Source organism: Brevundimonas olei (assembly GCF_037055245.1).
GTDB lineage: Bacteria > Pseudomonadota > Alphaproteobacteria > Caulobacterales > Caulobacteraceae > Brevundimonas > Brevundimonas olei.
This window is the reverse complement of the sequence record NZ_CP146369.1, coordinates 152,350-173,874: the sequence shown is the minus strand read 5'-3', so window position 1 is coordinate 173,874 and position 21,525 is coordinate 152,350. Positions and strand designations below refer to the sequence as shown.

The 21,525-nt window shown below is 69.0% G+C and carries 19 protein-coding genes; 8 read left to right on the top strand and 11 right to left on the bottom strand.

The genetic code is table 11. The features are described from left to right. The first annotated feature begins 54 nt into the window (after positions 1-54). The gene (gene mdh / locus V8J38_RS00805) at positions 55-1,017 is read left to right on the top strand and encodes a malate dehydrogenase (RefSeq protein WP_087141327.1); all 963 of its coding nucleotides are present in this window, start codon (positions 55-57) and stop codon (positions 1,015-1,017) included. A gap of 268 nt (positions 1,018-1,285) precedes the next feature. On the opposite strand, the gene zapE is transcribed toward mdh, so the two are convergent. Next, positions 1,286-2,398, bottom strand: a complete 1,113-nt coding sequence (zapE, locus tag V8J38_RS00800) for a cell division protein ZapE (protein WP_338577422.1) — start codon at positions 2,396-2,398, stop codon at positions 1,286-1,288. Between the two features lie 149 nt (positions 2,399-2,547). Here zapE and V8J38_RS00795 point away from each other — a divergent pair, with 149 nt between their 5' ends. The 3 genes from V8J38_RS00795 to V8J38_RS00785 all read left to right on the top strand — a co-directional run bounded on the left by V8J38_RS00795 (position 2,548) and on the right by V8J38_RS00785 (position 5,315). Continuing rightward, positions 2,548-3,594 carry an aspartate-semialdehyde dehydrogenase gene (locus V8J38_RS00795; protein ID WP_338577421.1) on the top strand — a complete coding sequence of 349 codons (1,047 nt, stop codon included), beginning with the start codon at positions 2,548-2,550 and terminating at the stop codon, positions 3,592-3,594. 104 nt (positions 3,595-3,698) lie between these two features. After that, on the top strand, positions 3,699-4,700 hold the full coding sequence (rarD, locus tag V8J38_RS00790) for an EamA family transporter RarD (RefSeq protein WP_338577419.1): 1,002 nt from the start codon (positions 3,699-3,701) through the stop codon (positions 4,698-4,700). A 33-nt stretch (positions 4,701-4,733) separates the two neighbouring features. Continuing rightward, complete coding sequence (locus tag V8J38_RS00785) at positions 4,734-5,315, top strand: YybH family protein (RefSeq protein ID WP_291780630.1); 582 nt, start codon at positions 4,734-4,736, stop codon at positions 5,313-5,315. Here V8J38_RS00785 and V8J38_RS00780 read toward each other — a convergent pair. From V8J38_RS00780 to V8J38_RS00770, 3 genes are all read right to left on the bottom strand, one after another. Next, positions 5,312-6,457 carry a serine hydrolase domain-containing protein gene (locus V8J38_RS00780; protein ID WP_338577416.1) on the bottom strand — a complete coding sequence of 382 codons (1,146 nt, stop codon included), beginning with the start codon at positions 6,455-6,457 and terminating at the stop codon, positions 5,312-5,314. The genes V8J38_RS00785 and V8J38_RS00780 overlap by 4 nt on opposite strands. A gap of 45 nt (positions 6,458-6,502) precedes the next feature. Beyond that, on the bottom strand, positions 6,503-8,143 hold the full coding sequence (locus tag V8J38_RS00775; protein WP_338577415.1) for a M28 family metallopeptidase: 1,641 nt from the start codon (positions 8,141-8,143) through the stop codon (positions 6,503-6,505). A 71-nt stretch (positions 8,144-8,214) separates the two neighbouring features. Further along, complete coding sequence (locus V8J38_RS00770; protein ID WP_338577413.1) at positions 8,215-9,429, bottom strand: TIGR03862 family flavoprotein; 1,215 nt, start codon at positions 9,427-9,429, stop codon at positions 8,215-8,217. Positions 9,430-9,476: 47 nt separating this feature from the next. On the opposite strand from V8J38_RS00770, the gene greA reads away from it, so the two are divergent. Next, positions 9,477-9,959 (top strand): transcription elongation factor GreA, encoded by a 483-nt coding sequence (gene greA, locus V8J38_RS00765; protein WP_291780642.1) that lies wholly within the window; start codon positions 9,477-9,479, stop codon positions 9,957-9,959. A 25-nt stretch (positions 9,960-9,984) separates the two neighbouring features. On the opposite strand, the gene V8J38_RS00760 is transcribed toward greA, so the two are convergent. Beyond that, a complete protein-coding gene (locus tag V8J38_RS00760) occupies positions 9,985-11,625 on the bottom strand; it encodes a M17 family metallopeptidase (protein WP_338577410.1) in 1,641 nt (546 codons plus the stop codon). 390 nt (positions 11,626-12,015) lie between these two features. Between V8J38_RS00760 and V8J38_RS00755 the strand changes: the two genes are divergently transcribed. Next, positions 12,016-12,960, top strand: coding sequence for a LysR substrate-binding domain-containing protein (locus tag V8J38_RS00755; protein ID WP_291780649.1), 945 nt, complete (start codon positions 12,016-12,018; stop codon positions 12,958-12,960). Positions 12,961-13,030: 70 nt separating this feature from the next. On the opposite strand, the gene groL is transcribed toward V8J38_RS00755, so the two are convergent. Together groL and groES are read right to left on the bottom strand one after the other, a co-directional pair. Beyond that, entirely contained in the window at positions 13,031-14,677 is a 1,647-nt protein-coding gene (gene groL, locus V8J38_RS00750; RefSeq protein ID WP_338577408.1) for a chaperonin GroEL, read from the bottom strand. A gap of 58 nt (positions 14,678-14,735) precedes the next feature. Next, positions 14,736-15,023, bottom strand: a complete 288-nt coding sequence (groES, locus tag V8J38_RS00745) for a co-chaperone GroES (protein WP_003166488.1) — start codon at positions 15,021-15,023, stop codon at positions 14,736-14,738. Positions 15,024-15,262: 239 nt separating this feature from the next. On the opposite strand from groES, the gene V8J38_RS00740 reads away from it, so the two are divergent. Further along, entirely contained in the window at positions 15,263-15,730 is a 468-nt protein-coding gene (locus tag V8J38_RS00740; protein ID WP_291780661.1) for a hypothetical protein, read from the top strand. A gap of 58 nt (positions 15,731-15,788) precedes the next feature. On the opposite strand, the gene V8J38_RS00735 is transcribed toward V8J38_RS00740, so the two are convergent. Together V8J38_RS00735 and pgi are read right to left on the bottom strand one after the other, a co-directional pair. Then, positions 15,789-16,181 carry a DUF4260 domain-containing protein gene (locus tag V8J38_RS00735; protein ID WP_338577405.1) on the bottom strand — a complete coding sequence of 131 codons (393 nt, stop codon included), beginning with the start codon at positions 16,179-16,181 and terminating at the stop codon, positions 15,789-15,791. Further along, entirely contained in the window at positions 16,178-17,788 is a 1,611-nt protein-coding gene (gene pgi / locus V8J38_RS00730) for a glucose-6-phosphate isomerase (RefSeq protein ID WP_422388300.1), read from the bottom strand. The genes V8J38_RS00735 and pgi overlap by 4 nt, the downstream gene beginning before the upstream one ends. Positions 17,789-17,935: 147 nt before the next feature. On the opposite strand from pgi, the gene V8J38_RS00725 reads away from it, so the two are divergent. Continuing rightward, the gene (locus V8J38_RS00725) at positions 17,936-18,412 is read left to right on the top strand and encodes a hypothetical protein (protein ID WP_338577403.1); all 477 of its coding nucleotides are present in this window, start codon (positions 17,936-17,938) and stop codon (positions 18,410-18,412) included. Between the two features lie 93 nt (positions 18,413-18,505). Here V8J38_RS00725 and V8J38_RS00720 read toward each other — a convergent pair whose 3' ends face one another. Together V8J38_RS00720 and V8J38_RS00715 are read right to left on the bottom strand one after the other, a co-directional pair. After that, on the bottom strand, positions 18,506-19,186 hold the full coding sequence (locus tag V8J38_RS00720; protein WP_338577402.1) for a thioredoxin family protein: 681 nt from the start codon (positions 19,184-19,186) through the stop codon (positions 18,506-18,508). A 23-nt stretch (positions 19,187-19,209) separates the two neighbouring features. Further along, a complete protein-coding gene (locus V8J38_RS00715) occupies positions 19,210-21,420 on the bottom strand; it encodes a protein-disulfide reductase DsbD family protein (protein WP_338577400.1) in 2,211 nt (736 codons plus the stop codon). Positions 21,421-21,525 lie beyond the last annotated feature (105 nt).

The window sequence follows — 21,525 nt, the reverse complement described above, 5'->3', positions numbered from 1 at the left end:
CGCCGTTCCAGCGACTACCGTTTCGCACACGCAATATCGACTGGAGAGACCTGAATGGCTCGCGCGAAGATCGCCCTTATCGGCGCCGGAATGATCGGCGGAACCCTGGCCCACGTGGCCGCGCGCGAAGCGCTGGGCGACGTCATCCTGTTCGACATCGCCGAAGGCACCCCCCAGGGCAAGGCTCTGGACATCGCCGAAGCCTCGGCCGTCTTCGGTCAGGACGTGGCCCTGAAGGGCGCCAACGACTACGCCGACATCGCGGGCGCCGACGTCTGCATCGTCACCGCCGGCGTGCCGCGCAAGCCGGGCATGAGCCGCGACGACCTGATCGGCATCAACCTCAAGGTCATGAAGGCCGTCGGCGAGGGCATCAAGCAGCACGCCCCCAACGCCTTCGTCATCTGCATCACCAACCCGCTCGACGCCATGGTCTGGGCCCTGCAGAAGTTCTCAGGCCTGCCCAAGGAGAAGGTCATCGGCATGGCCGGCGTGCTGGACTCGGCCCGCTTCGCCTACTTCCTGGCTGAAAAGACCGGCGTCTCGGTGCAGGACATCCACGCCTGGACCCTGGGCGGTCACGGCGACGACATGGTGCCGATGGTGCGCCACTCGACGGTCGGCGGCCTGCCGCTGCCGGACGCCGTCGCCGCTGGCTTCCTGTCGCAGGCCGATCTGGACGCCATCGTCGAGCGCACCCGCAAGGGCGGCGGCGAGATCGTGGCCCTGCTGAAGACCGGCTCGGCCTTCTACGCCCCGGCTGAATCCGCCATCGCCATGGCCAAGTCCTACCTGCTGGACCAGAAGCGCGTCCTGCCGTGCGCCGTGTGGCTGTCGGGCGAATACGGTCTGTCGGACCTCTACGTCGGCGTCCCGGCCCTGATCGGCGCCGCCGGCGTCGAGAAGGTCATCGAGTTCACCACCAACGACGACGAGAAGGCGATGTTCGCTAAGTCGGTCGCCTCGGTCCAGGGCCTGATCCAGGCCTGCAAGGACATTGAGCCTTCCTTGGCTTAAGGGCGCTGACGCGAGCCGCGCGGCGGCTCGCTGCTTGAGCGCTTAGGCGTCTAAATTGGAAAGGGCCGCATCTTCGGGTGCGGCCCTTTTTCGTGGGGTCTCTCCCGCCGTCATCCTCGGGCTTGACCCGAGGATCGGGCCGTCCTCCTGCTCCCGGCATCCGACGGCCGCGCCCGTTCCGCCGCCCTCCCGCCCGTCCAATGCTCGATCCTCGGGTCAAGCCCGAGGATGACGGTGTTACGGCGTTGGGGATGAGCGGAAAAAGGGCTCAGGCCGCCTCGGCTTCCTCACGCTGCTCCAGCCAGGCCTCGCTCTGCATCTCGTTGAAGCGGGACACGGTCCGCTCGAACTCGAAGGCGCCGACGCCCTCGGTGTAGAGCGCCTCGGGAGCGGCCTCGGCCAGGACGACCAGGCGGGTCTTGGCCTCGTAAAGCGCATCGACCAGCGTCACCAGGCGGCGCGCCTCGTGGTGGTTGGCCGGGCTGAGCAGGGGCACGTCGGCCAGGAACAGGGTGTGGAAGCGCCGCGCGACGGCCAGATAGTCCTGCGGTCCCAGCGGACGGCCGCACAGCTCGTTGAAGGTCGCGCGCGCCATGGCGCCGACCGTGCGCTCCAGCTTCACCTCACGGCCCAGCACCGGCAGGGCGATGGGCTCCTCCGGCTCGCCGCCCTTGAGGTCGGCCCACAGGGTCTCGAACCCCTGCCGCGCCTCGGCGTCCAGGGGCGAAAACCAGACCTTGGCTCCGCTCATGCGGTCCAGGCGGAAGTCGCGGGCGCCCGCCGTCTCGACCACGTCGCAGCGCTGGCGCAGGATGTCGATGAAGGGCAGGAAGAGCTGGCGGTTGATGCCGTTCTTGTAGAGATCTTCGGGCGCGCGGTTCGAAGTGACGGCCAGCACCACCTTCTTTTCGAACAGGGCCTCGAACAGACGGCCCAGGATCATGGCGTCGGCTATGTCCGTGACCTGAAGCTCGTCGAAGCACAGCAGACGCGCCTCAGAGGCGATCAGGGCGGCGATGGGCGGAATGGGGTCGTCGCCCTTGTGCGTGCCGAAGACTTCCTTGCGGCTGCGCGACGTGCCTTCGCGCCACTGTTTCACCAGGTCGTGGATACGCGCCATGAAGGCGTGGAAGTGGGCGCGGACCTTCCTCTGCTCGGGCGTCGAGGAATAGAAGAGGTCCATCAGCATGGACTTGCCGCGTCCGGGCGGGCCCCAGATGTAGATGCCCCTGACCTCAGGCAGGGCGCCGAACAGCCCCTTCTTCGACAGGTCGCTCTCCAGCCGCTCAAGCGCGCCGATCAGGGCGGCCTGGGCCGGTTCGGGCGTGATCACGCCCTCTTCCACGCGGATGTCGTAGGCGTTGCGGATGCGGGAGGTCATGGCCAGCAGATAGCTCCCCGATGGGGCCGGGGGAAGGCGTTCGCGGATTCCGGCGCCGAATTGGAGGATTCTGGTTGCTTCGCGGCTGCGAAGGACCCAAATGCAGAAGCGTTTCTCCCAAACGCCCCCGAACAAAGGATGATTTCATCATGGGCTATCGCGTCGCCGTCGTAGGCGCCACAGGCAATGTCGGCCGGGAAATCCTGGCCATCCTCGAGGAAGTGAACTTCCCCGTCGAGAAAATGCACGCGATCGCCTCTCGAAAATCCAAAGGCGTCGAGGTCTCCTTCGGCGACAGCACCATCAAGTGCGAGGACATCGAGCAGTTCGACTTCTCGAGCGTCGACCTGGTGCTGATGAGCGCCGGCGGCGGGGTGTCGCGCGAATGGTCCGAGAAGATCGGCAAGGCCGGTCCCATCGTCATCGACAACTCCTCGGCCTTCCGCATGGACCCGGACGTGCCGCTGATCGTGCCGGAGGTGAACCCGGACGCCGCCAAGCTGGCGACGAAGAAGAACATCGTCGCCAACCCCAACTGCTCGACCGCCCAGCTGGTGGTGGCGCTGAAGCCGCTGCATGACGCGGCCAAGATCAAGCGCGTCGTCGTCTCGACCTACCAGTCCGTCTCGGGCGCCGGGAAGGAAGGCATGGACGAGCTGTGGAACCAGACCAAGGCCATCTACGGCCTGGGCGACGCCACGCCGAAGAAATTCCCCAAGCAGATCGCCTTCAACGTCATCCCCTACATCGGCGCCTTCAACGAGGACGGCTACACCGATGAAGAAGCCAAGATGTGGGACGAGACGCACAAGATGATCGATCCGTCGATCAAGCTGACCGTCACCTGCGTGCGCGTGCCGGTCTTCGTCGGCCATTCCGAAGCCGTGACGGTCGAGTTCGACCGTCCGATCGCCCCGGACGAAGCCCGCGAGATCCTGCGCGAGGCGCCGGGGATCCTGGTCGTCGATAAGCAGGAGCACGACGGCTACATCACCCCGGTCGACGCCGCGGGCGAGCACGCCGTCTATGTCAGCCGTATCCGCAAGGACCCGACCGTCGAGCACGGTCTGTCCTTCTGGGTGGTGTCGGACAACCTGCGCAAGGGCGCGGCCCTGAACGCCGTGCAGATCGCCCAGCTGCTGGACGAGACCGGCGTCATCTCGCCCAAGAGCGGCTATCGCACTTTGACTGTGTAAGCAGAGGTCCCTCACGCCTCGCGCGTGGCGCGAGGCGTGAGGGGCGTCATATGTGTTGAACCCCCGCCGCGTCGGCGATGCGGCGGGGGTCGAAAGGTACCAGAGTGAGCGCCTCCCCTGCTCCCGCCTCCGAAGCCCGCGCCGCCCTGGCGGCGGGCGTCTTCTGCTACCTGATCTGGGGGTTCGTGCCCCTGGTGTTCCAGCAGATGGGCCATCAGGGGGCGGACGCCTGGGAGATCATGGGGCACCGGGCCGTCTGGGGCCTGGTCTGGGCCGCGCTGCTGGTCATGCTGTCGCGCCAGTGGACGCAGGTCCTGGCCGTGCTGCGCCAGCCCAGGGTGCTGGGCTGGCTGGCCCTGTCCGCGGTGCTGATCGCGGGGAACTGGACCACCTACATCATCGCCGTGAACGACGGGCGGACCCTCGACGCCTCGCTCGGCTACTACCTCAATCCGCTGCTGAACATGGCGGCGGGGGCGTGGCTGTTCCGTGAGAAGATCGACTGGGCCGGAAAGATCGCCATGGCGCTGGCGGCGGTCGGAGTGCTGCTGCAGACCATAGCCCTCGGACACGCGCCCTGGGTCTCGATCATCCTGGCCCTGACCTTTGCGGCCTACGGCATCATCAGGAAGCGCGTCTCGGTCGACGCCCAGACGGGGCTGTTCCTGGAGTGTCTGCTGCTGGCCCTGCCGGGTCTGATCTGGCTGATTCACATCGAAAGCACGGGCGCGGGTCATTTCACCGCCTCGCCCTCGGCGACCCTGTGGCTGTTGTTCGCCGGACCGGCCACGGTCATTCCCCTGGCCCTGTTCGCCTGGGCGGCGCGGCGGATGCCCCTGTCGAGCATGGGCTTCTTGCAGTTCCTGGCGCCGACCATCGTCTTCATCATCGGCGCCTTGCAAGGCGAGGCCCTGGGGCCGCTGCGCATCGCCTCCTTCGTCTTCATCTGGGTCGCCGTGGCCGTCTTCGCCGTCGGCGCCGTGCTCAAGGTGCGTCGCGCGGCGCATACGGCCGAGACCATCGTCGCGCCCGAACCAGGCCTGCTGGACGATCCCGCCGAGGATCGAATGGACGCCATCGGCGAGAAACCTTCGACTTCGCGTTGAGGTCGAAGGCCGTCCCGTCCTAAAGAGAAGGCGATGATGATCCGCTCCCGCCTGCTCTCCGCCCTCGCCGTATCCGCCTTGATCGCGGGGGGGACCTCGGCCTGCGCTCAAAGCAGCAGCGTCATGGGCGGCGGCGATGAAGTGATCCGCACCGCGCGCGTGGGCGCCTCGCGAGACGCCGCCCCGGCTCCTGTCGAGGGCGCGCCGGCGCCCGTCGCCGCGCCGCCGACCACGGCCGAAACCTTCGATGCGGTCAGCGACGCCCTGGACGCCGCCGCCGCCGCCTGGACCTCGGGTCAGGTGGACGCGGTCATGGCCACCTATGTCCACGACGAGCCGTTGCTGGTCTTCCTGGGCGACACGCCCCTGAAGGGACCGGACAGCGTGCGCGCGGCCCTGGACGCCCGCGCCGCCGAGCCGGGCGGCCTGGGCGCCCTGTCCTATGAATGGTTCGAAACCCTGCAGTTCGACGTCAATACGGCGGTGGTCTCGGGCCGGGCGGTGATGACGCGCGACGGCAAGACCCATCGCGGCCTGTTCACCCGCATCCTGCGTCGCACGGTCGACGGCTGGCTGATCGTCCACGATCAGCTGGCCTGGGGACCGGAAGCCTAAAGCGCCTCGTAAAGCGCGTCGATCAACCTCAAGGCGCGCGGATCGCCGATCAGGTGCGGCGACTGGCGCGTCATGACGTAGGCGGCCGAGACGCCCGCCGCCTGATCCGCGAAGACCATCGACCCGCCCCAGCCGCAGTGGCCGACCGCCTCGGGATTGGGGCCGAAGATGTTCAGGCCCTGATTGCGGGTGAAGCCCGCCGCCCAGCTCATGTCGAAGGGCAGCACCCGGTCCGGTCCGTGGATGCGCTCGCGCGTGGCCTGGGCCAGGGTCTCTTCCGACAGCACCGCCAGGTGGTCCAGAGCGCCGCCGGTAGCGACGATGGACATCATTCGCGCCAGATCCTTGGCCGTGGCGTGCAGGTTGGCCGACGGAATCTCCGCCATCCGCCACTCGGTCGAGCCGCGCCCGCCGGGGGCCGAGCCGCGATCCAGGAAGGCGGCCTTCTTGATCGCGTCGATGGCGCCGAGGTCCGGCGCGGCGGCGGGTTTGCGCAGTTGGGCGACTCGGCCGTGTTCGGCCTCGGGCAGGCCGATCCATAGGTCCAGGTCGAACGGTTGGGCGAAGTCTTCGCGCAGGGCCGTTCCCATCGTCCGCCCGTCGACGATGCGGAACAGCTCGCCCGCCAGATAGCCGATGGTGATGGGGTGATAGCCGGACGCCGTCCCCGGCGCCCACATCGGCGTCTGGGCCGCCAGCTTGTCCAGCACCGCCTGACGGTCGAACCAGATGGCGGGTTCGGCCCCGCCGTCGAAGCCCGGCAGGCCGGACTGGTGGCTCATCAACTGGCCGACGGTCAGCTGATCCTTGCCTGCCGCGCCGAAGGCGGGCCAGTGATCGGCGACCCGGTCCTCATAGGACAACAGCCCCTTGTCCACGCAGCGCGCGATCATCAGCGCCATCACCGCCTTGCCGGTCGAGAAGACCGGGACCAGCGTGTCCTCGGCGAACGGCTTGGTCCCCGCCAGATCGGCCGACCCGGCCCACAGGTCCACCACCACCTCGCCGTCGATGGTCACGCTGAAACGCGCGGCCAGTTCGTTCAGCCCTTCGGGGGCGTCGGTGAAGTTGGCGGCGAAGGCGTCCTTCACCGCGTTGAAACGCGGCGGGCAGACGCCGTGGAGTTCGGGGAGGCTGGTCATGGATGCGGTCTAGCGCCTTGGCGGCTTCACGTCACTTGCGGCCGATTACTGGCGCGCCGATGCCGAGGCGTTGCGCGCGCCTTCGAACTCGTCGCCCGGCTTCCATGCGGGCCAGTCGCGCGAATTGGCCAGGTCGCGGCCGACCTCATACAGCAGCTGAACGTCGGCGGCGGCGGCGTCCATTGTCCATTCCGGCGTCCATTCGTCCGTTGGCTGATGATAGCGGTTGGCGACATAGTCCCGGCTGGCTTCGTTGTGGCCGGTGAAGCCAGCGGCCGCGAACAGGGCGGGCACGCCCTTTCTCGCCAGCGGGAAGTGGTCCGAGCGATAGAAGGCCCCCGCGTGCGGCGCCGGGTCGGGGATCAGGCGGCGACCCTCGCGTTCGGCCAGCACCGCCAGCCGGTCGTCCAGATCGTTCTTGCCTGCGCCGATGACGACGATGTTGGGGTCGATCTCGGTCCCCGGCAGCAGGCTGTCCATATTGATGTTGGCGACGGTCGTCTCCAGCGGCCAGACCGGGTTGGCGGCATAGTATTCGGCGCCCAGCAGGCCGGTTTCCTCGGCCGCCCAGCTGATGAAGACGGTCGAGCGTTCGGGGCGCGGCCCCTCGGCGAACAGGCGGGCGATCTCCATGACGCCCGCGACGCCGGTCGCATTGTCCACGGCGCCGTTATAGATGTCGTCGCCGCTCTTGGGCGTGGCGCGGCCATAGGCGTCCCAGTGGGCGCCGAACATCACCGTCTCGTTCGGGTATTTGGTTCCGGGCAGGCGGCCGATGACGTTGCGCGTCTCGACCCGGTCGGCCTTCTGGCCGAAGTCGATGGACATGGTCACGCCGTCCAGCGCCACGGGCTGGAAGTCGGGCGTGCGCGCCTGATCCTTCAGGGCGGCAAAGTCGAGGCCTGCGTCCCGGAACAACTGTTCGGCTACAGCGCCCTGAATCCAGCCCTGCGCCGCGACGCGCTCCTTGTTCGGGTCGGCGCGGACGATGTCGAACTTGGGCGCGGTCGAGGAATTCTCCAGCGTCGACCATGGATAGCCCGCGCCCGGCGTGTCGTGGATGACCAGAACGCCCGCCGCGCCATGCGCCGCCGCCACCTGGAACTTATAGGTCCAGCGGCCATAGAAGGTCATGGCCTGACCGTCGAACTTGCCGTTGACCGGGTGGCCTTCGGGCGCGCCGAAGTCGGGGTCGTTGACCAGCACCAGCATGATCTTGCCGGTCAGATCGACGCCCTTGTAGTCGTCCCACCCACGCTCGGGCGCGTCGACGCCATAGCCGACGAAGACCAGCGGCGCGTCGGTCAGGCTGATGCGCTCCACCGGCCGGTCGGAGGATACGATGACGTCCTTGGCCCGTTGAAGCTCGGTCGTGCGGCCGTTGGCGGAAACGCTGATGGCGGCGGGGCCGTCCTGGCTGGTGCGGCTGACCTGGGCGACCTGCACCCACGATCCGTTCGGGCCGCCGGGTTCGAGACCGAGCGCCTGGAACTGCTGCGACAACCACTCAATGGTGCGGTCTTCGCCGGGCGTGACCGGGGCGCGACCTTCGAACTCATCGGACGCCAGAACGCGGGTGGCTTCGTTCAGTCGGGCCGGGTCGATGCGACCGGTCTGGGCGAGCGCAGAGGTCGAACACATCAGGATGGCGATCAGGCCGACGGCGGCGGAACGGGCGAGGGTCATGGGCAGGCTCGGCGTTTGAACGATTTGCGCCACGCTGCCCCCTGAGGCCGCCGCTGTCGACCCCGAAAGCCTCAGCGCTCGTCCAGCCAGACGCGTACGCCCTCAGCCGCGACGACGCCCGAGGCGAAGGCGGCTTGGAGCAGATAGCCGCCGGTCGGCGCCTCCCAGTCCAGCATTTCGCCTGCGGCAAAGACGCCGGGCCGCGCCTTCAGCATCAGCCGTTCGTCCACGGCGTCCAGCGCCACGCCCCCGGCCGAGGAGATGGCGCGGCTCAGGCCCTGCACGCCAGTCAGGGTCAGGGCGACGCCCTTGATCCGGGCGGCCAGTTCGGCGGGTTTTGCGGGCAGGGAGCCGCCTTCGCGCAACAGGGCGATGGCGGCGGCGTCCAGTCGCGCCGCCTTGCGCAGCCCGTTCGATAGACTGTCCTTGCCGCGTGGTTTCGACAGGCGCTGGGTCAGGGCCTCGACGCTCAGATCGGGCCGCAGGTCGAGCGTCAGCGCGGTCGATCCGTTGTGCTCCACCGCTTCGCGCAGACCGGCGGACAGGGCGTAGATTCCGCCGCCCTCGATCCCATAGGCGGCGACCATGGCTTCGCCGCGCACGGTGCGGTCGTCGTGCGTCAGGGAGACCCCTTTCAGCGGCGTTCCGGCGAAACGGTCGCGGAAGATCGGCGACCACGCGACATCAAAGCCGACATTAGAGGGGCGGAAGGGGGCGACGGCGGCGCCCGCCTCTTCTAGCGCCGGAACCCATGCGGCGTCCGAGCCCAGCTTGGCCCAGCTGGCGCCGCCGAGGGCCAGGATCACGGCGTCCGGGCGCTCGATCCGCTGGCCGTCGGGCGTATCGAACGTCAGGTCGCCGTCACGCCAGCCGGTCCAGCGCGAGCGGGTGCGAATCTCGACGCCCAGCCTTTCCAGCCGCGCCAGCCAGGCGCGCAGCAGGGGCGAGGCCTTCATCGCCTTGGGGAACATCCGTCCGGATGAACCGACGAAGGTCGGCTGGCCCAGCCTCTCGACCCATGCGATCAGATCGGCGGACGAAAAGGCGTCCAGCCATCCCTTGATGCGCGCCTGAGCGGCGGCGTCATAGCGGTTCAGGAACGGCTGGAACGGCTCCGAATGGGTCAGGTTCAGCCCGCCGCGCCCGGCCATCAGGAATTTACGCGCGACCGAGGGCATCCGCTCATGCACGACGACGCGCAGGCCCGCCTGAGCCAGACGTTCGGCGGCCATCAGCCCGGCGGGACCGGCGCCGATTACGGCGACTGTGGAGGGGGAGCGCGTCATCGACGCCTTCCTAGCCGGAATGACCGCCGCGGCCTATGCTGGCGGACATGAGCGTCGCCTTTACACGGGAAGAAGATCTGGAAGCCACGGCGGCGGACCTGCCGGACCGGCCGATCTCGCCCCATCCCAACCTCGTCACGCCGCAGGGCCTGGCCCAGATCGAGGCCGAGCTGGCGGCTGCGCGCGCGGCCTATACGGCGGCTCAGGCGGCGGGCTCCATCGAGGCTGACCGCACCGCCATGGCGCGGGCGACGCGCGACCTGCGCTACTGGTCGGCGCGGCGGGGCACGGCCCAGCTGGTCGAGGCGCCGCCGGACGGCAAGGTGCGCTTCGGCGACACGGTGACGATCGAGCGCGAGGACGGGCGCACTCAGTCCTGGCGCATCGTCGGCGAGGACGAGGCCGACCCGACCCAAGGCAGCGTCAGCCACGTCTCGCCCCTGGCCCGCGCCCTGATGGGCAGGCGCGAGGGGGATGAGGCGACGGTCGCGGGCCAGTCGGTCGAGATCGTCGCCATCAAGGAAGGCTGAGAAGCGTGAAGGCTGGGGGGCGGCTTCAGTAGCCGCCCGCGCCCTTCTCCTTCGCCACCGGCTGGAAGTCGCGCACGAAGCGCTCCAGCAGGCGCACGCTGTAGCCCCCCGAACCGGCAGGCTTGACGTCGTTGGCGGCGCCGAAGGCCATGTTGGCGATGTCCAGGTGCGCCCAGGGCGTCTCCGGCCGCGCGAAATAGCCGATGAAGTGAGCGCCGGTGCCCGCGCCGGCGCCGCCCTCGCCCGAGTTCTTGATGTCGGCGATGGTCGAAGAGGTCGCCCGCACATAGTTGGGATGCAACGGCAGACGCCACAGGGTTTCGCCGGTGGCGTCTCCAGCGGCCTTCAACTGATCAGACAGGGCGTCGTGGCGGCTGAACAGGCCCGCATAGTCGCCGCCCAACGCGCCGCCGACCGCGCCGGTCAGGGTCGCCACGTCGACGATGGCGGCCGGGTTCAGCGTCGTGTCGGCCCAGACCACGGCGTCGGCCAGAACCAGACGGCCTTCGGCGTCGGTCGAGATGATCTCGATGGTCTTCCCGTTCATGGCGGTCAGGACGTCGGCCGGGCGGATGCCGCCGCCGTCGGGCATGTTCTCGGCCAAGGCGGCGACGGCGACCACGTCCACCGGAGCGCCGCCCTTGGCCAGGGCCAGGACCGCGCCGACGACGCTGGCGGCGCCGGACATGTCCATCTTCATATTGCCCATGCCCGAGCCGGGCTTCAGCGAGAGGCCGCCGGAATCGAAGGTGATGCCCTTGCCCAGCAGGGCGATCGGGCCGTCGCTTGACGCGCCCTGTCCGCGATAACGCACGGCCAGCAGGCGCGGCGGGCGGCTGGAGCCCTGGCCGACGCCCAGCAGGGCGCCCATGCCCAGGCGCTGCATGGCTGGCACGTCCAGTTCGGTGATCTCGACCCCCGGCACGCCGGCGAAGGCGGCGCGGGCGCGCTCGACGAAGCTTTCGGGATAGACGACGTTGGCCGGCTCGTTGGACACGTCGCGGGTCCAGGCCATGGCTTCGACCAGGGCCGCGCCGCGACGATAGTGCGCCTGGGCGTTCGCGGCGTCATCGGCCACAACGGTCAGGGCGCCGGGCGCCGCGCGGTCGCGACCGGTGGTGACATACAGGTCCGAGCGGTAGTGGCCGATGCCCAAGCCAGTCGCCAGTTCAGAGGCCATATCCGCCGACAGGCCCGAGGTCAGGGCGGTCAGGGTGCCCGGCTGGCTGTTCAGCACGCGGCCCGCGACGATCCCGGCGGTCTGGACGTCTGCGGCCTTGGGCGCTTCGCCCAGACCGACGATCAGGATGCGGTCCCAGCCGCCGACGCCGTGCAGGCTCAGGGTCTGGCGCGCCTTGTAGTCGAAACGTGCGGCGCTCAGGGCTGCGGCGATCGCCTGACGCGTTCCGGCGTCCAGAGCTGCGCCGCGCGCGGCCAGATCAGCTTCCGAGCCCAGCGGCAAGACGAGGGAGCCCGATGGCGAAGCGGCGGCGGCGAAGGTCACGGCGCGCGCCTGTGCGGGCGCAGCGCGCGCGGGCCAGTCGGCGTGCTCGGCGGTCGGCGCCGCGCGGCGCGCTTGGGCCTCAGCCGGAACGGCGACGCTCAGACCGGCGGCGGCGATCAACGCGGCGGCGGCGAAGGACGGAATACGGGTGGTGCGGCGCATCGATCAGGGCCCCCTCTGTGACGATGAAGGCGCCTTTATGGGCGGTCGTATCGCGCCGGGGCAACTGTTCCGCCGGCTGAAGGGAACCGGGCGCGACGCCTTGTCGCGCTTGTCGCGCGCTTGGGGTCGCGCCCGGCGGAACGGCGGCCGTCAGCAGGCCGCCCGACGCGGGGGCGCCGGGCAGGGTCGGGCCCTGAGGCGGACTTCGCCGGTCTCTCGGCGTGAAAGGCGGCGCGCGTCGAGCAGGGCGCCGATCCAGCCCCACGCGGGTTCCTTATGAGTGCGGTAGATGTGGTCCATGACTTCGTCCTCCTTTCTGAGAAGGTCAGGATGGCGCATGGTGCGCCGGGTCACAAACGAGACGATGACGCCGATTCATAAGGCTGACTTATGTCTGATCCTCTTTCCCGTATTCCGGTCGACGCCCTTCGCGTGTTCGAGGCGGCGGCGCGCCTGCTCAGCTTCACTCGCGCAGCTGAGGCTCTCGGCATGAGCCAGGCGGCGGTCAGCTGGCGCATCCGCGACCTGGAGCAACGGCTCGAGCGGCCCCTGTTCACGCGCGGCACGCGGCAGGTGGCCCTGACGCCCGAGGGCGAGCGACTGGCTACGGCTGCGACCGAGGCGATGACCTTGCTGAGGCGGGCGGTGGCCGAGGTGGTTGAGGCGGACCAGGGCGTATTGGCCGTCACGACGCTGCAGACCATGGCGACCCAATGGCTGGCGACGCGGCTGGGCGCGTTCCAGTTGGCCAATCCCGACCTGGCCGTGCGGGTCGACACCAGTTCCATACTGTCCAATCTGGGCGCGGACGGGCTGGACGTGGCCTTGCGCTTCGGCTCGGGCCGGTGGCCGGGACTGGAAAGCCGCTTTCTGATGCCGGCCGTCTTCACGCCGGTCTGCACTCCGGCCCTGCGCGACCGGCTGGAGCTGACGTCGCCTGCCGATCTGAAGCGCGCCCATCTGATCGGAGAGCCCCGCGAATGGGCCGCATGGTTCGCCGCCGCCGGCGTGGCGCCCGCTGACGCCGGAGCGCCGCCCAGGCTGACCGCCGATAATCAGGCGATGGAGGTGGCGGCGGCTCTGGGCGATCAGGGCGTGGCCCTGGGCTCGCCCATCCTTTACGGCCGCGAGCTGGAGCGCGGCCTGCTGGTCCGGCCGTTCCATCAGACCGTCGCCCTGGCCGAGGGTTATTGGCTCTGTTACCCGTCGGGCCGACGCCTGGTCCCCAAGATCGCCCGCTTCCGTGACTGGATTCTGGACACGGCCCGCGCCGACCCGGCGGTGGTCGAAGGCGCGCGGCTGGCGGGACGCGAGGTGGGGGAGGCGGGAACCTAGCGCAAAAAGAAAGGGCGGGACCTTTCGATCCCGCCCCTCCGTCGTCTGAGCTTTGAGAAGCCGGACTTCCTTAGAAGTCCATGCCGCCGATACCGCCCATGCCGCCCATGTCGGGGGCGCCGCCGGCCGAGGCCTTCTTCGGCGCATCGGCGATGGCGGCTTCGGTCGTGATCATGATACCCGCGACCGAACCGGCCGAGGCCAGAGCCGAGCGGACGACCTTGGCCGGGTCGATGACGCCCATTTCCACTAGGTCGCCATACTGTTCCGTCTGGGCGTTGAAGCCGAACTCGGCCTTGGCCGACTCCAGCACCTTGCCGACCACGATCGAGCCTTCGACGCCCGAGTTTTCCGAGATCTGACGGATCGGAGCCTGCAGGGCGCGGCGGACGATGTTGACGCCGGCGTTCTGATCGGCGTTGTCGCCCTTCAGACCGTCCAGCACCTTGGAGGCCTTCAGCAGGGCCACGCCGCCGCCCGGGACGATGCCTTCATCGGCAGCGGCGCGGGTTGCGTTCAGGGCGTCGTCGACGCGGTCCTTCTTTTCCTTAACTTCGACTTCGGTCGAGCCGCCGACGCGCAGCACGGCGACGCCGCCGGCCAGCTTGGCCAGACGCTCTTGCAGCTTTTCCTTGTCGTAGTCCGAGGTGGTGTCCTCGATCTGGCGCTTGATCTGGCCGACGCGGGCCTCGATGCCGTCCTTCTCGCCCGAACCTTCGACGATGGTGGTGTCGTCCTTGGTGATCTGGACCTTCTTGGCCTTGCCCAGCATGTCCAGCGTGACCGTTTCCAGCTTGATGCCGAGGTCTTCAGAGATGACCTGGCCGCCCGTCAGGATGGCGATGTCTTCCAGCATGGCCTTGCGGCGATCGCCGAAGCCCGGAGCCTTGACGGCGGCGACGCGCAGGCCGCCGCGCAGCTTGTTGACCACCAGGGTGGCCAGGGCTTCGCCTTCGATGTCCTCGGCGATGATCAGCAGGGGACGGCCCGACTGAACCACGGCTTCCAGCACCGGCAGCATGGGCTGCAGCGAGGTCAGCTTCTTCTCGTGGAGCAGGATGAGCGGCTCTTCGAGGGAGACCTCCATCTTGTCCGGGTTGGTGATGAAGTAGGGCGACAGGTAGCCGCGGTCGAACTGCATCCCTTCGACGATGTCGACGGTGGTTTCGGCGGTCTTGGCTTCTTCAACCGTGATGACGCCTTCGTTGCCGACCTTGGCCATGGCCTGGGCGATCAGGTCGCCGATTTCAGCGTCGCCGTTGGCCGAGATGGTGCCGACCTGAGCGATTTCCGAGTTGTTGGAGACCGGCTTGGAGTTCGACTTGATCTCTTCCAGCACCGCTTCGACAGCCTTGTCGATGCCGCGCTTCAGGTCCATCGGGTTCATGCCGGCGGCCACGGCCTTCAGGCCTTCCTGAACGATGGCCTGGGCCAGGACGGTGGCGGTGGTGGTGCCGTCGCCCGCCTTGTCGTTCGCCTTGGAAGCGACTTCGCGGATCATCTGGGCGCCCATGTTCTCGAAGGCGTCTTCCAGCTCGATTTCCTTGGCCACCGAGACGCCGTCCTTGGTCGAGCGCGGGGCGCCGAAGGACTTCTGGATCACGACGTTGCGGCCCTTCGGACCCAGGGTCACCTTGACGGCGTCAGCCAGGACGTTGACGCCCTTCAGCATCTTGTCGCGAGCGTCGGTGTTGAACTTTACGATTTTAGCGGCCATGCGGGCTGCTCCTATCTATAAGATTTTACGTTAGAATTCCGGAAACCCAGGACGCGTCTTACGACAGCACGCCCAGGACGTCGGATTCCTTCATGATGATCAGGTCTTCACCGTCGATCTTCACTTCGCTGCCCGACCACTTGCCGAACAGGACGCGGTCGCCGGCCTTCAGCTCCAGGGCGACGAACTTGCCGTCTTCGTCACGGACGCCGGGGCCCACGGCGACGACTTCGCCTTCCTGAGGCTTTTCCTTGGCCGTGTCGGGGATGATGATCCCGCCCTTGGTCTTGGATTCTTCTTCAACGCGCTTGACCAGCACGCGGTCGCCGAGCGGACGAAACGCCATCTGAGTAACTCCCGTTAGGATGTTGGTTCCAGCCCTCGGAGCCCACGACTTTGGCAGTCGCCCTCCCCGAGTGCTAACGACCGGGGAGTTAGGCAGGGGGGCGGGGGGCGTCAAGGGCGAGGCGGACCGAAATTCGGCGCCTTGATGAAGCGAAAATGAACGGGCGCCCCCGGGGTCGTTCAGACAGGCTTCGCTAAAAGGGGGACAACGGATCAACCGGCTTTCGAAAGGAGCCCGCCATGAAGACCCTGTTCAAGATCGGCGCCGGCGCTATCGCCCCTGCTCTGGTTGTGACGATGCTGGCCACGACTCCGGCCGCAGCCCAGAACTATCGCGACCGCGATCGCGACAATACCGGCCGTGACGCCGTCCTTGGCGCTGTCGTCGGCGGCGTGGCCGGCGCCCTGATCGGCCAGGGCGACGGACGTTATGTCGCGGGCGGCGCCCTGGCGGGTGCGGCCCTCGGCGCGGCCTCGTCCTCGAGCAACGACGACTGCAGCTATTACCGCGGCGGTCGCTGCTACCGGAACCAGGGCCACTGGGAGCGCGAACACGGCATCAACAGCCGCGACGGCTATTACAACGGCCGTTACGAGCGCAACAACGGCCGCTATTACCGCGATGGTCGTTACTGGCGGAACCACGGCGAGTGGCGCAGTTATCAGAACCGCCGCGACCGCGACTACCGCTATGACCGCCGCTGGTAGGCGAACGGCGAGATGAAGAAAGGCCCGGTTTCGCGACCGGGCCTTTTTCATGGAGGATTCAGTCGAATTGAGCTTTGCGCGCCTTGCCGATCAAGCCCAGGTGAGTGACCTCGAAGGCTTGCGGAGACTTCAGGCCATAGCCGAGCGCACGATCGAAGCCGATATGCGCCAGCCAGATCAGGCTGAGCGCGATCGCCGACGGCGCGGAGATCAGCAGGCCCGCGCCGGCCAGCAGCAGCGGACCGATCAGGCTGTGCGCCAGATTATAGCTCCAGGCCCCGACGCGCGGCCCGGCCAGATAGCCGGCGAAGGATAGGTCCGGCGCCAGGAAGAGAATGGCGAACAACCCCCAACCTCCGCCCTCCTGGCCGAAACGCCCATAGGCCAGGGCGGAGAGGGCGAGCAGGGCCAGACCCTCGAGCCTCTGCCAGGCGGGGGCGACGATGGTCACGCCGTCAATCGTCGCAGCAGGTCGGCTGTCGAAGGGTCGAGGTCCGAGGACGGCGCGCCGGCTTCGACGTCCTTGAGCACGGCCTTGGCCAGGGCCTTGCCGAGCTCCACCCCCCATTGATCGAAACTGTTGATGTCCCACAGGACGCCTTCGACGAAGGTTTTGTGCTCATAAAGGGCGATCAGGGCGCCGAGGGAACGGGGCGTCAGCGCTTCCATCAGGATGGTCGTCGACGGGCGGTCGCCGGGGAAGGTCTTGTGCGGCGCCAGACGGTCGGCCTCGGCCTCGGATGCGCCCGAGGCGAGCAGTTCGGCGCGAGCCTGGCCCTCGGTCTTGCCCTGCATCAGGGCCTGGGCCTGGGCCAGGGCGTTGGCCCAAAGGGGCGTCGAAGACGCGTCCTCGCAGGTGCGGCCGACGATGACGAAGTCGAGGGGAACGACCTGCGGTCCCTGATGCAACTGCTGGAAGAAGGCGTGCTGGCCGTTGGAGCCGGGTTCGCCGAAAACGACGGGACAGGTCTGGCGACCGACGGGCGAGCCGTCGCGGCGCACCCGCTTGCCGTTCGACTCCATCTCCAACTGCTGCAGGAAGGCGGGCAGGCGACGCAGGGCGTGGGCGTAGGGCGCGACGCTGCGCGCCGGGCGGTTCAGGCCGTCCACATTGTAGATGTCGGCCAGCGCCATGAGCACCGGCCCGTTCCTCTCCAGCGGCGCCTCGAGGAAATGCCGGTCCAGTGCGGCGGCGCCGTCGAGGAATTCCAGGAACGCCTCCCAGCCCAGACCGATAACGCAGGACAGGCTGACCGCCGACCACAGGGAATAGCGGCCGCCGACCCAGTCCCTGAAGGCGAAGGTGCGGCCGCATCCGAAGGCCGTCGCCTTGTCCGGCGCGGCGGTCACGCCGATGAAATGTCTGGCCATCCCCTCGGCGGGCAGGGCGGCGGCCAGCCACGCCTTGGCGGCCTCGGCGTTGGTCAGGGTTTCCTGGGTGGTGAAGGTCTTGGAGACGACGACGACCAGGGTCGTCTCGGGCTCCAGTCCGATCAGGGCCTCGGCCATGTCGCGCGGATCGATGTTGGCGACGAAGCGCAGGTCGATGGCCGGATCAAGCGGGCGCAGGGCGTCCCAGATCAGCCGAGGACCCAGATCGGAGCCGCCGATGCCGATATGGAGCACCGTCCGGATGGCGCGCCCGGTCGCGCCTGTCTCATTTCCGGACCGCACCGCTTCGGCATAGGTCTTCATTTCGGCGCGAACGGCCTCGACCTCGGCCGAGACCGGCTCGCCCAGGGCGTGGAAGTCCGCGCCGTTCGCCGCGCGTAGGGCCGGGTGCAGCACTGCACGGCCCTCGGTCAGATTGACGGCCTCGCCGTTGAACAGGGCTGCGCGGCGGCCCTCCACGTCGCAGGCGCGCGCTAGGGCCAGGGCCGCGTCCAGGCCGGCGCGGGCCCAGCTCTGCTTCGACAGGTCGATATGCAGGCCGGCCGCCTCCAGCGTCAGCCGCGCCAGACGATCCGGGTCGGCGGCGAACTGATCCTGGATGCGGGCGCCGGCGTCCCGGCGGGCGGCGGCTTCGAGTTCGGCCCAGGCGGCGGCGTGCGGCATCATCGTCTCCCCATGGCGGTTCGGTGCGGTTGGCCCGACGCTTGCAGGCTCTGGTGTACGGCTCAGGCCGAGAAGAGTTCAATCCAGGATCGGGTCAACAAGGGTTTCCTTCGGAAGCGCCGCGGCCCGCTCCCTTGTGAAAGGCACGCCATGTCCTGCGGAATAGCCCTCGCTGTCGCCCTGATGCTGGCCGATCCCGCCGTCGCCGAAGCGGCGGCCCTGCCGCCGGTAGCGCCCGCCGCGCCGGTCTCGGTGGCCCAGGAGCCCCTGTTCGCCGATCTGGTCGCCCGGTCGGGCGCCCTGAAGTCGATCGTCGACGGCTGGATGGCCTCGGGCGAGGCGGACCGGGCCGGCTTCTTCACCGGCGCGGCCTATGCGGCGTTCAAGACCCAGGCGACGGATCTGGCCCAGCGCGACATGCAGGGGCATCTGATCCTCAAGGAACGCGGCACGGATAACGACCTGAAGTGCATCCTGCGCGGCATTTCTGAAGACATCCCGGTCAAGGTCGCGGCGGTGGAGACGGCGCCCGATGCGGCTGCACGCAAGCTGGCGCTCGACGAGCTGTCCTATCTGCTGAACGACAACGTCGAGGTCATCACCTCGCCCCCTCAGCCCGCGGCGTAGCCGCCGGCTGAGGCCTGATTCTGTTCTTGGGCCTGCCGCGCTTTGCGCGACTTGGGGCCCGATTAGGGGGAGGTTGGTTTCCGCGAGGAATCCTCAGCCCTCCACGGTCTCGCGGTATTTGATGGCGCAGCCGTAGGGCGCGGCGTAGGCGGTCTGGACCGCGCGGCCGGCCTTGGCGTCGGCCAGGGCGGCGCGAACGAAGTTGTTGGCGCCGTCCAGATCTTCCACCTTGTTGGTCGGCCGATCGTCGATGCCGCCGACATAGATCAGCCGCCCCTCGGGGTCGATGATCCGCATGTCGGGCGTGGTCTTGGCGTCGTAGCGCTTGCCCACCTCGCCGGTCGGATCCAGCAACAGATGGGTGAAGGCGGCCTGGTGCTTGGCCTTCCAGGCTTGCGCCTCCTCCCCCTCGACGAAGCCCTGGGTTCCCGGCGACGAGGAGATGATGGTCAGCCAGACCACGCCGTCGGCGGTCGCCTCGCGCTGCAGGGCCTGCATGGCCCCGCTGTAGTGTTTCTTCACGAAGGGACAGCCTTCGTTGGTCCATTCCAGAACGACCGTCTTGCCGCGGAAGTCGGCCAGCGACCGCTGATGGCCCTCGGCGTCGACCAGGGTGAAGGCGGGGGCCGTTTCGCCGGGGGCGGGCGCTTCGATCGCCTCGGGGGCGACAGCGGCGGTCTCGGACCGCTCTGGCGATGCGGCGGGTTGCTGCTGGCAGGCGGCGAGCAGCAGAAGAGAGGCGGAGGCGGAGGCGGCGGTCAGCAGGCGGAACATGGCGGTCTCCTTGGGATGAAAAGTCAGCGGTCGGCGGCGTCCTTCAGGGCGTCGACGACGACGCCCTCGGTCAGCAATTGCGGCAGGATGCGCGGCTCGGCCCGGCCCGGCGCATAGACGAGGTAGAGGGGCACGCCCGAGCGGCCGTGGCTTTGCAGCTCTGCGGTGATGGCGTCGTCGCGGCGCGTCCAGTCGCCGACCAGATAGACGGCGTTCGCCTGTTCCAGCGCCTCAGTCGTGCGGGTCGAGGACAGGGCGGCGCCCTCGTTGAGCTTGCAGGTCACGCACCAGTCGGCGGTGAAGTTGACTAGGACGGGCCGCCCCTCGGCCAGGGCGGCCTTCACCGCCTGTTCGGACCAGGGCTGGGAGGGCAGGCGGGTCGAGGCGCTGTCGCCGTCCGACGCGGCAGGCGCGGCCTTTCCGGCCAGGACGCCGAAGCTCAGGGCCGCGATCAGGGCCAGGAGGGCGGCGATCCCCGCAGCCCGACCCTTGCCCGGCGCGGCGGCCTGGAAGCGGCCGTAGAGCCATAGCGCCAGGGCCAGCATCAGTCCGGCGCCGAACAATAGAGCCAGGGCGTCGGCGGTCTGGCGGCCATAGACCCAGGCCAGCCACAGGGCGGCGCCGTACATGGGGAAGGCCAGCAGATTGCGCAGGGTCTCCATCCACGGGCCGGGTTTCGGCAGACGGGCCAGCAGACGCGGATTGAGGCTGATCAGCACATAGGGCAGGGCCAGGCCCAGCCCCAGCATCAGGAAGACCGCCAGGGCCATGGGCCAGGGCATGAACAGGGCCGCGCCGAGCGCAAAGGCCATGAAGGGGGCGGTGCACGGCGCGGCGACGACCACGGCCAGCACGCCGGTGAAGAAGGCGCCCGCCGCGCCGGGCAGGCGCGCCAGCGGGCCGTGTCCGGCGCCTTGCAGACCTGCGCCGACGTGGAAGACGCCCGACAGATTCAGCGCCACCGCCAGCATCAGCAGGGCCAGAGCCGCCACAACGCCCGGCGACTGCAGCTGGAAGCCCCATCCCAGGGCCTGACCGCCCGCCCGCAGGGCCAGCAACGCCCCGGCCAGGACGAGGAAGGTCGCCAGCACCCCGGCCAGGAAGGCCAGACCGTCGCGGCGGGCTTCGACCGGTTCATGGGCGGCGCGGCTGAGCGAGGCGGCCTTCATCGCCAGTATGGGGAAGACGCAGGGCATCAGATTCAGGATCAGCCCGCCCAGCAGGGCGAACAACGCCGCCTTGCCGAAGTCGGCGTAGCCGGTCGGCGCGGTCGCTGCGGCCTGGACGCCCTCGCCGTCGCCGATGGCGCCCTCGCCCGCGACGCCGGTCAGGGCCGCGCCGGGTTCGGCCGTGATCTCCCAGGCGCCCAGATCGGTCGACAGGACGCCGCCGATCGGCCCGTTCAGCCCGTTGGTCGTCAGGCTGCGCCCGGCGGGGACGCTGACGGTCAGGCCTTGCGGGCCGCGTTCGCCGGACTGGGCGGCCGCGTGGTCGATCACCCCGCCTTCGAACGGATAGAAATAGGCCCATTTCGGCGCGGCGCCGGTCAGCGGGCCGCCGACGGCCGTCAGGGTCAGCCTGCCGTCGACCAGGGCGGCGCGGGCCTCGATCCCGGCGGGGCGCGGCGCGTCGGCGACGACGTCCTGGATCGCCTGGCCGAAGCGGGCGTCCAGCGGCGCGGCGCCGTCGCGCACCGGCAGATCGAGCGCCAGGTCGAGGTCTTCGGGCACGCACATCTCGTCGCTGCAGACGTAGAAATGGGCGGTGACGCGCAGGGGCAGGCTCCGGCCGGGCTGGGCGTCGGCGGGAATCTCGATCGGCACGGGCAGGAAGACCGTGCCCGAATAGCCGTAGTTCATCAGGCTCTGCAGCCGTTGGCGCTCGGGCAGGGGCCACAGGATGTCGCCTGGCTTCAGGCCGGTCGGCAGGGCCCAGGTCAGGGTCGTCGGGCCGCCGGAATCGCCCTGGTTGCGCCAATAGGTGTGCCAGCCGGGCTCAATCTTCTGGCGGATGGCGACGACAGCGGTCGAGCCCGGGGTCGCCCAGGCTCCCATGGGGACGAGTTCGGCCTCGATCCTTTCGGTGCGCTGGGGACCAGGCGCGACGGCCTCCCCTCTGGCGGGCGCGGCGCCGGCGGCCAGGGCCTCGCGCAGGGCGGCCTCGGACGGGGACGCGGACGCCGTCGCCGGCAGGGCGAGGACGAACCAGGTCAGGAGAAGAAGCAGGATGCGCAAGGGCGACGCCGGAAGCAGAACCAGGGGAAAGGCGCGACCTTAGACCCTCAGGCTCCGCCTAGCCACGCCCCGCGACGGCGGGCCGCAGCCGGCTGTCTGGCGGGG

Coding starts and splice junctions, on each gene's coding strand:
- mdh (WP_087141327.1), top strand. CDS start 55: ATGGCTCGCGCGAAGATCGCCCTTATCGGCGCCGGAATGATCGGCGGA.
- zapE (WP_338577422.1), bottom strand. CDS start 2,398: ATGACCTCCCGCATCCGCAACGCCTACGACATCCGCGTGGAAGAGGGC.
- V8J38_RS00795 (WP_338577421.1), top strand. CDS start 2,548: ATGGGCTATCGCGTCGCCGTCGTAGGCGCCACAGGCAATGTCGGCCGG.
- V8J38_RS00785 (WP_291780630.1), top strand. CDS start 4,734: ATGATGATCCGCTCCCGCCTGCTCTCCGCCCTCGCCGTATCCGCCTTG.
- V8J38_RS00780 (WP_338577416.1), bottom strand. CDS start 6,457: ATGACCAGCCTCCCCGAACTCCACGGCGTCTGCCCGCCGCGTTTCAAC.
- V8J38_RS00775 (WP_338577415.1), bottom strand. CDS start 8,143: ATGACCCTCGCCCGTTCCGCCGCCGTCGGCCTGATCGCCATCCTGATG.
- V8J38_RS00770 (WP_338577413.1), bottom strand. CDS start 9,429: ATGACGCGCTCCCCCTCCACAGTCGCCGTAATCGGCGCCGGTCCCGCC.
- greA (WP_291780642.1), top strand. CDS start 9,477: ATGAGCGTCGCCTTTACACGGGAAGAAGATCTGGAAGCCACGGCGGCG.
- V8J38_RS00760 (WP_338577410.1), bottom strand. CDS start 11,625: ATGCGCCGCACCACCCGTATTCCGTCCTTCGCCGCCGCCGCGTTGATC.
- V8J38_RS00755 (WP_291780649.1), top strand. CDS start 12,016: ATGTCTGATCCTCTTTCCCGTATTCCGGTCGACGCCCTTCGCGTGTTC.
- groL (WP_338577408.1), bottom strand. CDS start 14,677: ATGGCCGCTAAAATCGTAAAGTTCAACACCGACGCTCGCGACAAGATG.
- groES (WP_003166488.1), bottom strand. CDS start 15,023: ATGGCGTTTCGTCCGCTCGGCGACCGCGTGCTGGTCAAGCGCGTTGAA.
- V8J38_RS00740 (WP_291780661.1), top strand. CDS start 15,263: ATGAAGACCCTGTTCAAGATCGGCGCCGGCGCTATCGCCCCTGCTCTG.
- pgi (WP_422388300.1), bottom strand. CDS start 17,788: ATGATGCCGCACGCCGCCGCCTGGGCCGAACTCGAAGCCGCCGCCCGC.
- V8J38_RS00725 (WP_338577403.1), top strand. CDS start 17,936: ATGTCCTGCGGAATAGCCCTCGCTGTCGCCCTGATGCTGGCCGATCCC.
- V8J38_RS00720 (WP_338577402.1), bottom strand. CDS start 19,186: ATGTTCCGCCTGCTGACCGCCGCCTCCGCCTCCGCCTCTCTTCTGCTG.